This is a genomic window from Streptomyces sp. NPDC090025, assembly GCF_044748125.1.
Classification (GTDB): Bacteria; Actinomycetota; Actinomycetes; order Streptomycetales; family Streptomycetaceae; genus Streptomyces.
Map to the genome: position 1 here is coordinate 1 of NZ_JBIVFL010000011.1, position 12,825 is coordinate 12,825.

The window sequence follows — 12,825 nt, forward strand, 5'->3', positions numbered from 1 at the left end:
CCACCCGCTACGACAAGACCGCACAGTCCTACGAAGCAGCCGTCACCCTCGCATCACTCCTGATGTGGGCGTGACATTTGACGACAGAACCTAGGACGCGCCGCGGGCCGGGCTCCCCCTGGGGGAGCCCGGCCCGGCGTGTGAGCACCAGCCGTGGTTACTTCTTGGCGGCGGTCTTCTTCGCGGTGGTCTTGCGCGCCGTCGTCTTCTTGGCGGGCGCCTTCTTCGCGGTGGCCTTCTTCGCCGGCGCGGTCTTCTTGGCGACGGTCTTCTTGGCCGCGGCCGTGGTCTTCTTGGCGGCCGTGGTGGTCTTCTTCGCCGCCGCGGTGGTCTTCTTGGTGGCGGCGGACGCCTTCTTGGCGGTGGTGGCCTTCTTGGCCGCGGCGGTGGTCTTCTTCGCCACGGTCTTCTTGGCCGGGGTCGCCTTCTTCGCGGCGGCCTTCTTGGCGGTGGTGGCCTTCTTGGCCGCCGCCTTCTTCACCGTCGCGGACGCGGCGCCGCCGGTCAGGCTGCCCTTGGGCGCCTTCTTGACCGCGACCTCGCCACCCTTGGGGAGCTTCTTCGAGCCGCTGACCAGGTCCTTGAAGCCCTGCCCGGCGCGGAAGCGCGGGACGGAGGTCTTCTTGACCCGCACGCGCTCACCCGTCTGCGGGTTGCGGGCGTAGCGGGCCGGGCGGTCGACCTTCTCGAACGACCCGAAACCGGTGACCGAGACCCGGTCGCCGGAGACCACGGCGCGCACGATGGCGTCGAGCACGTGGTCGACGGCTTCGGCGGCCTGCTGGCGACCGCCCAACTTGTCGGCAATCGCTTCTACGAGCTGCGCCTTGTTCACGTCTTCCCCTTCGGAGACTTTGCCAGAACGAAAGTGTTCAAGCTTTTTCGCACGTTAGGCATGTATATACCGCAAATCAAACACGAAACGGGCTAATCACCCTAGTGCCGCAACGCAGAAGTCCGTTGCGGAGTTCCGGGCGTCAGTCGTCTTCAGGGAATCGGCCCTCGTCGAGGTCCTTCATCAACCGGTCCAGACGCGTTGCCGCGTCCGCGAGATCGTGCTTCGCCGCGGCCGTGACGACCAGCAGCTTCCGGGACAGCGCCATCCTTACGCCCTCCGGGACTTGCAGTGAGCGCACTCTGGTGTGCGCTTCCTTCAATCGGGCGGCGACGACCTCGTAGAGCTCGAGTTGGTTGTCGCGTTCCATGCACCGATTGTGCCATCTAGGGCGAGTTGTCGCCCGACGGGGTCTCAACAAGCGACTGCGCCCCCCACCGGAGGGTGGGGGGCGCAGTCGTGGAAAAGCGCTGCTCAGACGGCAATTGTACGCGGCTTGTAGGCCGGTCGGGCGGCCTCGTAGGCGGCGATGTCCGCTTCGTTCTGAAGGGTGAGGCTGATGTCGTCCAGGCCGTTCAGGAGCCGCCAGCGGGCGTTCTCGTCGAGCTCGAAGTCGGCGTCGATCCCGGGGGCGAGGACCTTGCGGGTCCGCAGGTCCACGGTGACCTCGACGGCCGGGTCGGCCTCGGTCAGCTCCCACAGGGCGTCCACGGTGGCCTGCGGCAGCACCACGGTGAGCAGGCCGTTCTTCAGCGAGTTGCCGCGGAAGATGTCGGCGAAGCGGGACGAGATCACGGTCTTGAAGCCGTAGTTCTGCAGCGCCCAGACGGCGTGCTCGCGGGACGAGCCGGTGCCGAAGTCGGGGCCCGCGACCAGCACCGTGGCGCCCTGCCGCTCGGGGCGGTTCAGGACGAACTCGGCGTCCTTGCGCCATGCCTCGAACAGGCCGTCCTCGAAGCCGTCCCGGGTGACCTTCTTCAGCCAGTGGGCGGGGATGATCTGGTCGGTGTCGACGTTGCTGCGGCGCAGCGGGACGGCCCGGCCGGTGTGCGTGGTGAAAGCTTCCATGGTTCCTCAGACCCCCGCGGTGGTGGCGACGTCGGACAGATCGGCCGGGGAGGCCAGATGGCCCAGGACGGCGGTGGCGGCGGCGACCTGGGGCGAGACCAGGTGGGTGCGGCCGCCCTTGCCCTGCCGGCCCTCGAAGTTGCGGTTGGAGGTGGACGCGGAGCGCTCACCGGGCGCGAGTTGGTCGGGGTTCATGCCCAGGCACATCGAGCAGCCCGCGTGCCGCCATTCGGCGCCGGCCTCCTTGAAGACCTTGTCCAGGCCCTCCTCGACGGCCTGCAGGGCGACCCGGACCGAGCCGGGGACGACCAGCATGCGGACGCCGTCGGCGACCTTGCGGCCGTCCAGGAGGGCGGCGGCGTTGCGCAGGTCCTCGATGCGGCCGTTGGTGCAGGAACCTACGAAGACGGTGTCGACCTTGATGTCGCGCAGCGGCTGTCCGGCGGTCAACCCCATGTACTCCAGGGCCTTTTCGGCGGCGAAGCGCTCCGATGCGTCTTCGTACGAAGCCGGGTCGGGGACGTTCGCCGAAAGCGGGGCGCCCTGGCCCGGGTTGGTGCCCCAGGTGACGAACGGGGCGAGGGCGGCGGCGTCGATGACGACCTCGGCGTCGAAGACGGCGTCCTCGTCGGTCCGCAGGGTCTGCCAGTAGGCGACGGCGGCGTCCCAGTCCGCGCCCTCGGGGGCGTGGGCGCGGCCCTTCAGGTAGGCGAAGGTGGTCTCGTCGGGGGCGATCATGCCCGCCCGGGCGCCGGCCTCGATGGACATGTTGCAGATGGTCATCCGGGCTTCCATCGAGAGTTTCTCGATGGCGGAGCCGCGGTACTCCAGGACGTAGCCCTGGCCGCCGCCGGTGCCGATCTTCGCGATGATCGCCAGGATCAGGTCCTTGGCGGTGACGTCGGCGGGCAGCTCCCCGTCGACGGTGATGGCCATCGTCCTGGGGCGGGCCATCGGCAGCGTCTGGGTGGCGAGCACGTGCTCGACCTGGCTGGTGCCGATGCCGAAGGCCAGCGCGCCGAAGGCGCCGTGGGTGGAGGTGTGCGAGTCGCCGCAGACCACGGTGGTGCCCGGCTGGGTCAGTCCCAGCTGCGGTCCCACCACGTGGACGACGCCCTGCTCGACGTCGCCGAGCGGGTGCAGCCGGACGCCGAACTCGGCGCAGTTCTTGCGCAGGGTCTCCAACTGGGCGCGGGAGACCGGGTCGGCGATCGGCTTGTCGATGTCGAGGGTGGGGGTGTTGTGGTCCTCGGTGGCGATGGTGAGGTCGAGGCGCCGCACCTGCCGGCCGTTCTGCCGGAGCCCGTCGAACGCCTGCGGGCTGGTCACCTCGTGCAGCAGGTGCAGATCGATGAAGAGGAGGTCGGGCTCGCCCTCGGCGCGCCGGACGACATGGTCGTCCCAGACCTTCTCCGCGAGTGTCCTACCCATCGCTTTCCCTCCGGCCGGCGGTTGCACCGGCACACCTAGAGACCCAGTTCGCGTGCCGTCGTGCGGCCGCTCCACCAGAGTGACAAGTTCCTCGGAAAATTGAACTTGCGTTTCACAGAGTGAGACGCGAATATCGTTGCATGGACAACTCTAGCGGCGTAGGCGTTCTCGACAAGGCAGCCCTTGTCCTGGGCGCCCTGGAGTCCGGTCCGGCCACCCTCGCAGGACTGGTCGCGGCCACGGGACTCGCACGACCCACGGCCCACCGACTGGCCGTGGCACTGGAACACCACCGGATGGTGGCCCGCGACATGCAGGGCCGGTTCATCCTCGGCCCGCGGCTCGCGGAGCTCGCGGCCGCGGCCGGCGAGGACCGCCTGCTCGCGACCGCCGGGCCGGTGCTGACGCATCTGCGCGACGTGACCGGCGAGAGCGCCCAGCTCTACCGGCGCCAGGGCGACATGCGCATCTGTGTGGCGGCGGCCGAGCGGCTCTCCGGCCTGCGGGACACCGTCCCGGTCGGTTCCACGCTCACCATGAAGGCCGGTTCGTCCGCGCAGATCCTGATGGCCTGGGAGGAGCCCGAGCGGCTGCACCGCGGTCTGCAGGGCGCGCGCTTCACGGCGACCGCCCTGTCGGGCGTACGGCGCCGCGGCTGGGCCCAGTCGATCGGTGAGCGCGAGCCGGGCGTCGCGTCCGTCTCGGCGCCCGTCAGGGGCCCGTCGAACCGCGTGGTGGCCGCCGTGTCGGTCTCCGGGCCGATCGAGCGGCTGACCCGCCACCCGGGCCGGATGCACGCCCAGGCGGTCATCGACGCCGCCGCCCGGCTCTCCGAGGCGCTGCGCCGCAACGGCTGACCGCTCCCCGCCCCTCTCCCGTACGAGATCGATCCGGCCCACCGCTTCAACGCCGCAGCGGTGGGCCGGAGTTGTGTGCACCGTCACACGTCCCGATGGGTCGGCCAGGACACGACGAAGAAGCCCTCCCCCGAAGGGAAGGGCTTCTTCTCACGTACCCCCGACCGGATTCGAACCGGCGCTACCGCCTTGAGAGGGCGGCGTGCTAGGCCGCTACACAACGGGGGCAAGTCTGTGATCGAGCGACCGGAGTCACCCGATGTTTTTCTGCGCTGGCCTACCTGGACTCGAACCAAGACTAACTGAACCAGAATCAGTCGTGCTGCCAATTACACCATAGGCCACTGGTGGTGTAGACCAGTTCGTACCCCCGACCGGATTCGAACCGGCGCTACCGCCTTGAGAGGGCGGCGTGCTAGGCCGCTACACAACGGGGGCCCTAGCGATCCCCATCCGACGGATGCCGGATGGATGTCTCGAAGGAGCACCGGGAGCTACCCAAGTGGTCCCACAAGGTGGATCTGTACCCCCGACCGGATTCGAACCGGCGCTACTGCCTTGAGAGGGCAGCGTGCTAGGCCGCTACACAACGGGGGCTTTGTGGATCTGATCTCCACGGTTGCAGATGAGCTCTGCGAGCTGGCCTACCTGGACTCGAACCAAGACTAACTGAACCAGAATCAGTCGTGCTGCCAATTACACCATAGGCCACCGGGGCACCATCCTTCCGGGGAAGGATCTTGCTCGGCTTGCGCTTTCGGGGCTTTCCGGCCTTTCGGCCCGCTCCCCTCGGCGCAGGAAGAACATTACCTGAAGGTGTCCTGCGCTCCAAAACCGGTATCCCCGGCGAGCACTCCGGGCAGCTGGTGGAGGTCGGTGATGCGGGTCAGTTCGGGTCTGCCGCCGGTCCCCTGGCGGTCCAGCCAGATGCCGGTGAGGCCGGCGTCGGTGGCGCCGCGGGCGTCGATGTCGGGGTGGTCCCCCACGTACGCGACCTCCTCGGGCGGCAGCCCCAGGGCGGCGCAGGCGGCGTGGAAGGCGGCGGCCGCGGGCTTGGCGACGCCCAGCTCCACGGCGCAGACCACGGCCTCGAAGCGGTCCCGGACGCCGAGGACGCGCAGCTTGGGCTCCTGGACGAGCAGGCTGGCGTTGGACAGGATCGCGTGACGGTAGTCACCGGCCAGCAGGTCGAGCACCGGGACGGTGTCGGGGAAGAGCGCGGAGGCGGCCTCGTAGTGGCGCCGGTAGCGCTCGAGCCAGGCGTCGGTGTCCGCGTCGGGCAGGGCGGGGCTGCCGAGGAAGTCGCGGACCCTGGCCCTGCGCTGCTCCTGCCAGTCGCCCCCGGTGGCCTCGTAGCGCCGCCAGTGCAGCTCGGTGAGGGCCTTCCAGTGGTCCAGGGCGTCCTCGACGGAGCCGTACCGCCCGAGCAGGCCCTCGACCGCCAGGTGGGCGCGCATCCCGGCGCGGTCGGCCGTGCCGTAGTCGAAGATCGTGTCGTCGACGTCCCACAGCACCGCGCGGATGGCCATGGAACGACGGTACCCCCGTCCCGGGGCGGGACGGGGGTACTTTCCGGCATCCGCCGGCGGGGCCTGGGGCCCGGGGCCGTACGGGGTCAGGCGGCGAGCTTCGCCAGGGCGGCGTCGATCCGGGCCAGGGTGCGGTCCTGGCCGAGGATCTGCAGCGACTCGAAGAGCGGCAGGCCGACCGTGCGGCCGGTGACGGCGACGCGGACCGGGGCCTGGGCCTTGCCGAGCTTGAGGCCGTGGGCCTCGCCCGCGGCCAGGACGGCGTTCTTCAGGGACTCCGGGTCGCTCCAGTCGGCGGCCACGAGCTTCTCGCGGGCCGTGGTGAGCAGGGCCGCGGGCTCGCCCTTCATCGCCTTGTCCCAGGAGGGCTGGTCGAGGACCGGCTCCGGCAGGAACAGGAAGTCGACGTTGGCGGTGATGTCCGACAGGACGGTGAGCCGGGTCTGGGCGTACGGCGCGATGGCCTCCCAGGCGGCGCGGTCGAAGTCCGCCGGCGCCCAGGGGGCGTGCGGGGCGTTCAGCCAGGGCTCGCAGGCGTCGGCGAACGCCTTCGGGTCCAGCATGCGGATGTGGTCCGCGTTGATGGACTCGGCCTTCTTGAGGTCGAAGCGGGCCGGGTTGGCGTTGACGTCCGCGATGTCGAACTTCGCCACCATCTCGGGGATGGTGAAGAGGTCCTGGTCGGCGGAGAAGGACCAGCCGAGCAGCGAGAGGTAGTTGAGCAGCCCCTCGGGCAGGAAGCCGCGCTCGCGGTAGAGGTTGAGCGAAGCCTGCGGGTCGCGCTTGGAGAGCTTCTTGTTGCCCTCGCCCATCACGTACGGCAGGTGGCCGAAGGCGGGGATGTCCTTGGCGACGCCCAGCTCGATCAGCGCCTTGTAGAGCGCGATCTGGCGCGGGGTGGAGGAGAGCAGGTCCTCGCCGCGCAGGACGTGGGTGATCTCCATCAGGGCGTCGTCGACCGGGTTGACCAGGGTGTACAGCGGGGCGCCGTTGGCGCGCACGATGCCGTAGTCCGGGACGTTCTCCGGGGTGAAGGTGAGTTCGCCGCGGACCAGGTCGGTGAAGGTGATGGCCTCGTCCGGCATCCGGAAGCGGACGATCGCCTCGCGGCCCTCGGCCTGGTAGGCGGCGGTCTGCTCGGCGCTCAGGTCGCGGCAGTGGCCGTCGTAGCCGGAGGGGCGGCCGGCGGCGCGGGCGGCCTCGCGGCGCTCGTCCAGCTCGGTGGCGGTGCAGTAGCAGTGGTACGCGTGACCGCCGGCGAGCAGCTTCTCGGCGACGTCCCGGTAGATGTCCATCCGCTGGGACTGCCGGTAGGGCGCGTGCGGGCCGCCGACCTCGGGGCCCTCGTCCCAGTCGAGACCGAGCCAGCGCAGCGAGTCGAGCAGCTGCTGGTACGACTCCTCGGAGTCGCGGGCCGCGTCGGTGTCCTCGATGCGGAACACCATGGTGCCCTCGTTGTGCCGGGCGAAGGCCCAGTTGAAGAGGGCGGTGCGGACCAGGCCCACGTGGGGGTTGCCGGTCGGGGACGGACAGAAACGGACGCGGATGTTCGCGTTAGCCACGCTTGATCACCCTGTTGGTGAGAGTGCCGATGCCTTCGATGGTGACGGCGACCTCGTCGCCGACGGTGAGGGGGCCGACCCCGGCGGGGGTGCCGGTGAGGATGACGTCGCCGGGGAGCAGCGTCATGGCCTCGGAGATGTGGACGACCAGGTCCTCGATGGAGCGGATCATGTCGCTCGTCCGGCCGAGCTGGCGCTGTTCGCCGTTGACGGTGGCCTGGACGGTCAGGTCACCGGCGGCGGCCGGGGTCAGTCCGGTCTCCACCCAGGGGCCGAGCGGGCACGAGGTGTCGAAGCCCTTGGCGCGGGCCCACTGGAGCTCGCGCTTCTGGACGTCGCGCGCGGTGACGTCGTTGGCGCAGGTGTAGCCGAAGATCACGTCCTGGACGCGCTCGCGGGGCACCTCGCGGCACAGCCGGCCGATGACGACGGCCAGTTCGGCCTCGTGGTGCAGGTCCTCGGAGAAGGAGGGGTACTCGATGGCGTCGCCGGGGCCGATCACGGAGGTGGTCGGCTTGAAGAAGACGACCGGGGCCTCGGGGACCTCGTTGCCCAGCTCCTTCGCGTGCTCCGCGTAGTTGCGGCCGACGGCCACGACCTTGTTGGGGAGCACCGGCGGCAGCAGCCGCACCTTGCTCAGCGGGACCTTGGTGCCGCTGAGCTCGAAGTCGGTGTACGGGATGCCCTTGATGATGTCGAGGACGAGGCCGCCGGACTCGACGGTCCCCTCACCCTCGACCGCGCCGAAGGCGACGTTCCCGTCGATGGAGAATCTGGCGATGCGCACGCGTGCTGTCGCCCCTCACTTGTTACTGGCTGGAGTCGGACGCTCCAGGCTAACGCGGCAGGGGGTGACGACCGGCGCCCCGTCCGGCCGTCCGGCCGTGCGGCGCCTCAGTCGAGCGGGCGGTACGGGGCGGGGGCGACCATCAGGATGGTGCGGCGCGGGTTGGCGGTGACGCCCGGGAGGGTGGCGGCGTACTCGGGCTGGGCGCCGCGGCCGAGCTGCTCGGCGTCCTCGAGGTGGGCGAGGGTGGCGCGGCGGGGGTTGGCCGTGGTGCGGAGTACGGTCGTGTTCATCGCGGTGTCGGACCCTTGTCTGCGGTGGGGAGCGCACCCGGGGGCGCGCTGTACGGGCAGCCCATTCTGTAAAGCGTCAGGCTAAACATGCAATTCCCTTCGAATGCATGGCGGACTCAACGAACTACGTGTGAGTTTGCTCACCACCTGTGGCACATTCCGGGCATTACGCACCGCCGTTCGAGGGAAACGAAACGGACATTCCTCCACTGAATGCGCCATTCCGCTGCTGATCATCGCGACTGGGACACCCCCACCCCCTCGTCGGTTCGCGGAGAAACGCCCGATTCCTCCGTGATCATCTTCTACATCGGGTGACAGCCTGTGCACAGGTTGTCATGCCCCTGGGGGCGCGCCGGACGGCTCTTGTTGGAGATCCGCCACTGTGCTGGAATTCCACGCACCGCCGCGGGTTTCAGGCCGGTGTGCAGGGGGCGCAACGCAGCGCCGGCCGAGTGGCGGGGTATGGGGGATCTGCGCCGGTCACCGACGACCAACACTGGGGCGCACCATGTGCCCCACGACGCCGACACCGTCCTCTCCGTTCACCCGGAAGGACGCCTGGTCCAGAGGTTGCGACGCTAGTGCAGGGACGTTTCAAGAGGGATGGCACGGGCTCTTCCCAGGCCCGCAAGGGCCGAGGAGAAGCCTCGGCGGAGCAGGAGCCGCGTGCCGGGACCCAGCACGGTTCCCCCGCCCCGCAGCCCCCGAACCAGGGGAAGGGCGACTCCGACAGCGCCGCCCGCGGCACCGCCGCGGACGCGGCCGCCGAGCACGCCCCGCTCCCGAAGCTGGCCGGCGACGGCCAGGTCGGGCCCCGAATAGCCCTGCGCAACTGGCGCATCTCGACCCGACTGGTCGCCCTGCTGACCCTTCCCGTGGTCGCGGCCACCAGCCTCGGCGGCATCCGTATCAGCGAGTCCCTCCGGGACATGGAACAGCTGGATCACATGCAGCTGCTCACCAAGCTGACCAAGGAGGCCACCAACTTCGCGGAGATGCTGCAGGCCGAGCGTGACCTGTCGGCCGGTCCGCTCGCCAACGGCAAGACCTCGAACGACTACCAGGTGTCCAAGCCGCGCAAGGACACCGACCGCGCCTACAAGGCGTTCCTGGAAGCCACCGGCGACATCCCGGCGACCGAGGACGACGAGTCGCTGCGCAGCATCCGGCAGAACGTCAGCCAGATCGCCTCGCAGGTCAGCCAGCTCGGTTCGATCCGCTCCACCGCGTACGAGAAGAACATCGCGCACTCGGTGACGGTCGAGGCGTACAGCCGGCTGATCCGCTCGCTGCTCAGCCTGTCCCAGGACATGGCGCAGGCCACCAGCAACCCGGAGATGATCAAGCGGACCCGCGCGCTCGCCGCGTTCTCGTCCGCCAAGGAGTACGCCTCCATCCAGCAGGCGATCATCGCCTCCGCGCTGCCGCCCAACGACAGCCGCCCCGGCGCCCTCCAGCTCGGTGACCGCCTGTACGGCGACGCCGCGCTCACCAGTGAGGCCGTCGAGCTCAAGTCCTTCAAGGCGATCTACGAGTCGACCGGCGGCGACGCCGAGGAGCTCACCGCCTCGCTGACCAACGGCAACCCGTCGATCGAGGCCGCGGACAACTACGCGCAGCGGATGCTGAAGTCGGACCGCGGTCTGCCCGACGTGAAGCGCGGTCACCTCAACTTCACCGACGAGTACGGCACCAAGATCCGGGCCATGAACACCATCGAGGCCACCCTCCTCGGTGAGATGGAGACCAAGGCCCGTGAGCTGCGCCAGGAGTCGCAGCGCGACGCCATCATCAACGGTGCGCTGATCCTCCTCGTCCTCGGCGTCTCGCTGGTCGGCGCCTTCGTGGTGGCCCGGTCCATGATCCGGTCGCTGCGCCGGCTCCAGGACACCGCCACCAAGGTCGCCCAGGAACGCCTGCCCGAGCTGGTCAAGCAGCTCTCCGAGTCCGACCCGCAGGACGTCGACACCTCCGTCGAGTCCGTCGGTGTGCACTCCCGGGACGAGATCGGCCAGGTGGCCGCGGCCTTCGACGACGTGCACCGCGAGGCGGTCCGGCTCGCCGCCGAGCAGGCCCTCCTCCGGGGCAACGTCAACGCGATGTTCACCAACCTCTCGCGCCGTTCGCAGGGCCTCATCCAGCGTCAGCTCTCGCTCATCTCCGAGCTGGAGTCCCGCGAGGCCGACCCGGACCAGCTGTCCTCGCTGTTCAAGCTCGACCACCTCGCGACGCGTATGCGCCGTAACGGTGAGAACCTCCTCGTCCTCGCCGGTGAGGAGCCGGGCCGCCGGTGGACCCGGCCGGTCCCGCTGGTCGACGTGCTCCGCGCCGCCGCCTCCGAGGTGGAGCAGTACGAGCGCATCGAACTGGCCGCGGTCCCGGCGACCGAGGTCGCCGGACGCGTCGTCAACGACCTCGTCCACCTGCTCGCCGAGCTGCTTGAGAACGCCACCTCGTTCTCCTCCCCGCAGACCAAGGTCCGGGTCACCGGTCACGCCCTGCCCGACGGCCGGGTGCTGGTCGAGATCCACGACACCGGCATCGGCCTGTCCCCCGAGGACCTGGCCGCGATCAACGAGCGGCTCGCCTCGCCGCCCACCGTGGACGTCTCGGTGTCCCGCCGGATGGGTCTGTTCGTGGTCGGCCGGCTGTCCCTGCGGCACGGCATCCGGATCCAGCTGCGCCCGTCCGACTCGGGCGGCACCACCGCGCTCGTCATGCTCCCGGTCGACGTCGCCCAGGGCGGCAAGAAGCCCGCGCCGAAGCCCGGCACCGGCGGCCAGGGCGCCGTCCCGCAGGGCCAGGGCGCCCCGGGCGGCCGGCTCACCGCGGGTCCCGGCACTCCCGGCGCCCCGGGCGGCCGTCCCGGCGGTGCCCCGAACGCGCCCGGCGGCCGGATCGGCGCCGGAGCGGCCCGTACGGCGCTGCCGTCCCGCGACGGCTCCGGCTCGGGCCAGCACGGTCAGGGCGGCCAGGGCGGCGGCCAGAACTTCTTCGCCGAGCGCTCCCCCTCGGGCTCGCCCGCGCCCGCCCCGGCGCAGGCGCAGCAGCAGGGCCCGGGGACCGCGCAGCTGCCGCCGGTCCCCCAGGACCAGCAGCAGCGCCCGGGGTTCGGCGCCGGCGCGCCCGGTGGTTTCCCGGGCGGCGCGCAGAGCGCCATCCCGTCCCGTACCGACGTGTGGGGCGGCCAGAGCGGCCAGGGCCCGCGCGCCCCGCAGGCCCCGCAGGCTCCCCAGCCGCAGGTGCCGCAGCCGCAGCAGGCGCAGGACGGGTCCGGTCAGGAGCAGCAGCACCTGGCGCAGAACGGCTTCCCGCGCGCCGAGCTGCCCGGCGGCGCTCCGCAGGGGCAGCCGCGTCCGCAGGCGACCAGCTGGGGCAACAACGAGCCGGCGCGGCAGCCGGTGCGCCGTCCGCAGCAGGACATGACGCCGCTGGACGCGCCGCGCGGTCACGAGGAGCCGCTCGACGGGCCCGGCTCGACCGGCCAGTTCGCGCGCCCCGACTTCGGCGCCCCGGCGCCGCAGCAGCCGCAGCCGATGGCCCCGCAGGGGTACCAGGGCGGCGGCCAGGACCCGGCGTCCACCGCGCAGTTCCCGCGCCCTGACTTCAACGCGCCGCTGCCGCAGCAGGCGCAGGCGCCGCAGCCGTACGGCCACCAGCCGTTCGTGCCGCAGGCGCAGGCCCCGGCGCAGCAGGCCCCGCAGGCCCCGGCGCCGCGCCAGCGCGGCCAGGAGCCGCAGGCGCCGCAGCTCCCGCAGTCGCGTCAGCCGGAGGCGCTGCCCCCGGCCGGGCACTCCGGTGACGGGCGCACCCCGCTGTACGACACCCTGGAGACCAACTGGTTCCGCCAGGAGCAGGGCCAGGGCGGTCAGCCCGGTCCGGTTCCGGCGCAGGGCCAGGGTCAGGGCGGGCAGCCGTACGGCGGGCACGTCGGGCAGGGCGGCCAGAGCGGCCAGGGCCACGACGGCTACGCGCCGCAGCAGCCCCCGCAGGTCCAGCAGCCGCAGCAGGCCCCGCAGCCGCAGCCGTACGAGCAGCGTCTGGCGCAGCACCCGGCTCCGGCGCAGAGCGCGCAGGCGCCGGCGGTGCCCGAGGCCGAGCGCACCACGCAGACCCCGGTGGTGCCGCAGGCCGCCGCGCCCGCGGCAGGCCCGGGCGGCCAGGCCAACTGGCGCACCTCGCCCAACGACGAGCTGGTGCGCCAGGCCGAGCGGGTGCGCAAGCCCGCCGCCGGCGGGGTCACCACCTCCGGGCTCCCGCGGCGGGTGCCGCGGGCCAACCTCGTGCCCGGGACCGCCCAGGAGCAGGCCGGTTCGGCCGGCCCCCAGGTGTCCCGCGCACCCGACGACGTCCGCGGCCGGCTCACGAATCTGCGCCGCGGTATCCAGCAGGGCCGTCAGGCGGGCAACTCCACCACGGGTTCCTTCAATCTCGGTCCGACCCAGCAGCAGGAGCGTTAG

At 71.1% G+C, this 12,825-nt stretch carries 10 protein-coding genes and 5 tRNA genes; 2 read left to right on the top strand and 13 right to left on the bottom strand.

What is annotated here, in order from left to right:
• Positions 1–157 precede the first annotated feature (157 nt).
• The 4 genes from ACIPXM_RS23585 to leuC form a co-directional block, all read right to left on the bottom strand.
• Positions 158–835, bottom strand: a complete 678-nt coding sequence (locus tag ACIPXM_RS23585) for an HU family DNA-binding protein (RefSeq protein WP_401658521.1) — start codon at positions 833–835, stop codon at positions 158–160.
• A 142-nt stretch (positions 836–977) separates the two neighbouring features.
• The gene (locus tag ACIPXM_RS23590) at positions 978–1,205 is read right to left on the bottom strand and encodes a hypothetical protein (RefSeq protein ID WP_401658524.1); all 228 of its coding nucleotides are present in this window, start codon (positions 1,203–1,205) and stop codon (positions 978–980) included.
• Between the two features lie 104 nt (positions 1,206–1,309).
• Entirely contained in the window at positions 1,310–1,903 is a 594-nt protein-coding gene (gene leuD, locus ACIPXM_RS23595) for a 3-isopropylmalate dehydratase small subunit (RefSeq protein ID WP_401658527.1), read from the bottom strand.
• A 6-nt stretch (positions 1,904–1,909) separates the two neighbouring features.
• Entirely contained in the window at positions 1,910–3,334 is a 1,425-nt protein-coding gene (gene leuC / locus ACIPXM_RS23600; protein ID WP_401658529.1) for a 3-isopropylmalate dehydratase large subunit, read from the bottom strand.
• A gap of 140 nt (positions 3,335–3,474) precedes the next feature.
• On the opposite strand from leuC, the gene ndgR reads away from it, so the two are divergent.
• Positions 3,475–4,191 (top strand): IclR family transcriptional regulator NdgR, encoded by a 717-nt coding sequence (ndgR, locus tag ACIPXM_RS23605; protein ID WP_189981172.1) that lies wholly within the window; start codon positions 3,475–3,477, stop codon positions 4,189–4,191.
• 155 nt (positions 4,192–4,346) lie between these two features.
• Here ndgR and ACIPXM_RS23610 read toward each other — a convergent pair.
• The 9 genes from ACIPXM_RS23610 to ACIPXM_RS23650 all read right to left on the bottom strand — a co-directional run bounded on the left by ACIPXM_RS23610 (position 4,347) and on the right by ACIPXM_RS23650 (position 8,362).
• Positions 4,347–4,419 (bottom strand) — tRNA-Glu (locus ACIPXM_RS23610).
• A gap of 44 nt (positions 4,420–4,463) precedes the next feature.
• A tRNA-Gln gene (locus ACIPXM_RS23615) sits at positions 4,464–4,535 on the bottom strand.
• A 21-nt stretch (positions 4,536–4,556) separates the two neighbouring features.
• Positions 4,557–4,629 (bottom strand) — tRNA-Glu (locus tag ACIPXM_RS23620).
• Between the two features lie 86 nt (positions 4,630–4,715).
• A tRNA-Glu gene (locus ACIPXM_RS23625) sits at positions 4,716–4,788 on the bottom strand.
• 42 nt (positions 4,789–4,830) lie between these two features.
• Positions 4,831–4,902, bottom strand: a tRNA-Gln gene (locus tag ACIPXM_RS23630).
• 95 nt (positions 4,903–4,997) lie between these two features.
• Positions 4,998–5,720 carry an HAD family hydrolase gene (locus ACIPXM_RS23635; protein WP_401658531.1) on the bottom strand — a complete coding sequence of 241 codons (723 nt, stop codon included), beginning with the start codon at positions 5,718–5,720 and terminating at the stop codon, positions 4,998–5,000.
• An 86-nt stretch (positions 5,721–5,806) separates the two neighbouring features.
• A complete protein-coding gene (gltX, locus tag ACIPXM_RS23640) occupies positions 5,807–7,282 on the bottom strand; it encodes a glutamate--tRNA ligase (protein ID WP_401658533.1) in 1,476 nt (491 codons plus the stop codon).
• Positions 7,275–8,069 carry a fumarylacetoacetate hydrolase family protein gene (locus ACIPXM_RS23645; protein ID WP_401658536.1) on the bottom strand — a complete coding sequence of 265 codons (795 nt, stop codon included), beginning with the start codon at positions 8,067–8,069 and terminating at the stop codon, positions 7,275–7,277. Before ACIPXM_RS23645 ends, gltX begins: the two co-directional genes overlap by 8 nt.
• Before the next feature lie 107 nt (positions 8,070–8,176).
• The gene (locus ACIPXM_RS23650) at positions 8,177–8,362 is read right to left on the bottom strand and encodes a hypothetical protein (protein ID WP_401658538.1); all 186 of its coding nucleotides are present in this window, start codon (positions 8,360–8,362) and stop codon (positions 8,177–8,179) included.
• Between the two features lie 584 nt (positions 8,363–8,946).
• Here ACIPXM_RS23650 and ACIPXM_RS23655 point away from each other — a divergent pair.
• Entirely contained in the window at positions 8,947–12,825 is a 3,879-nt protein-coding gene (locus tag ACIPXM_RS23655) for a nitrate- and nitrite sensing domain-containing protein (protein WP_401658541.1), read from the top strand.

Coding starts and splice junctions, on each gene's coding strand:
- ACIPXM_RS23590 (WP_401658524.1), bottom strand. CDS start 1,205: ATGGAACGCGACAACCAACTCGAGCTCTACGAGGTCGTCGCCGCCCGA.
- leuD (WP_401658527.1), bottom strand. CDS start 1,903: ATGGAAGCTTTCACCACGCACACCGGCCGGGCCGTCCCGCTGCGCCGC.
- leuC (WP_401658529.1), bottom strand. CDS start 3,334: ATGGGTAGGACACTCGCGGAGAAGGTCTGGGACGACCATGTCGTCCGG.
- ndgR (WP_189981172.1), top strand. CDS start 3,475: ATGGACAACTCTAGCGGCGTAGGCGTTCTCGACAAGGCAGCCCTTGTC.
- ACIPXM_RS23635 (WP_401658531.1), bottom strand. CDS start 5,720: ATGGCCATCCGCGCGGTGCTGTGGGACGTCGACGACACGATCTTCGAC.
- ACIPXM_RS23650 (WP_401658538.1), bottom strand. CDS start 8,362: ATGAACACGACCGTACTCCGCACCACGGCCAACCCCCGCCGCGCCACC.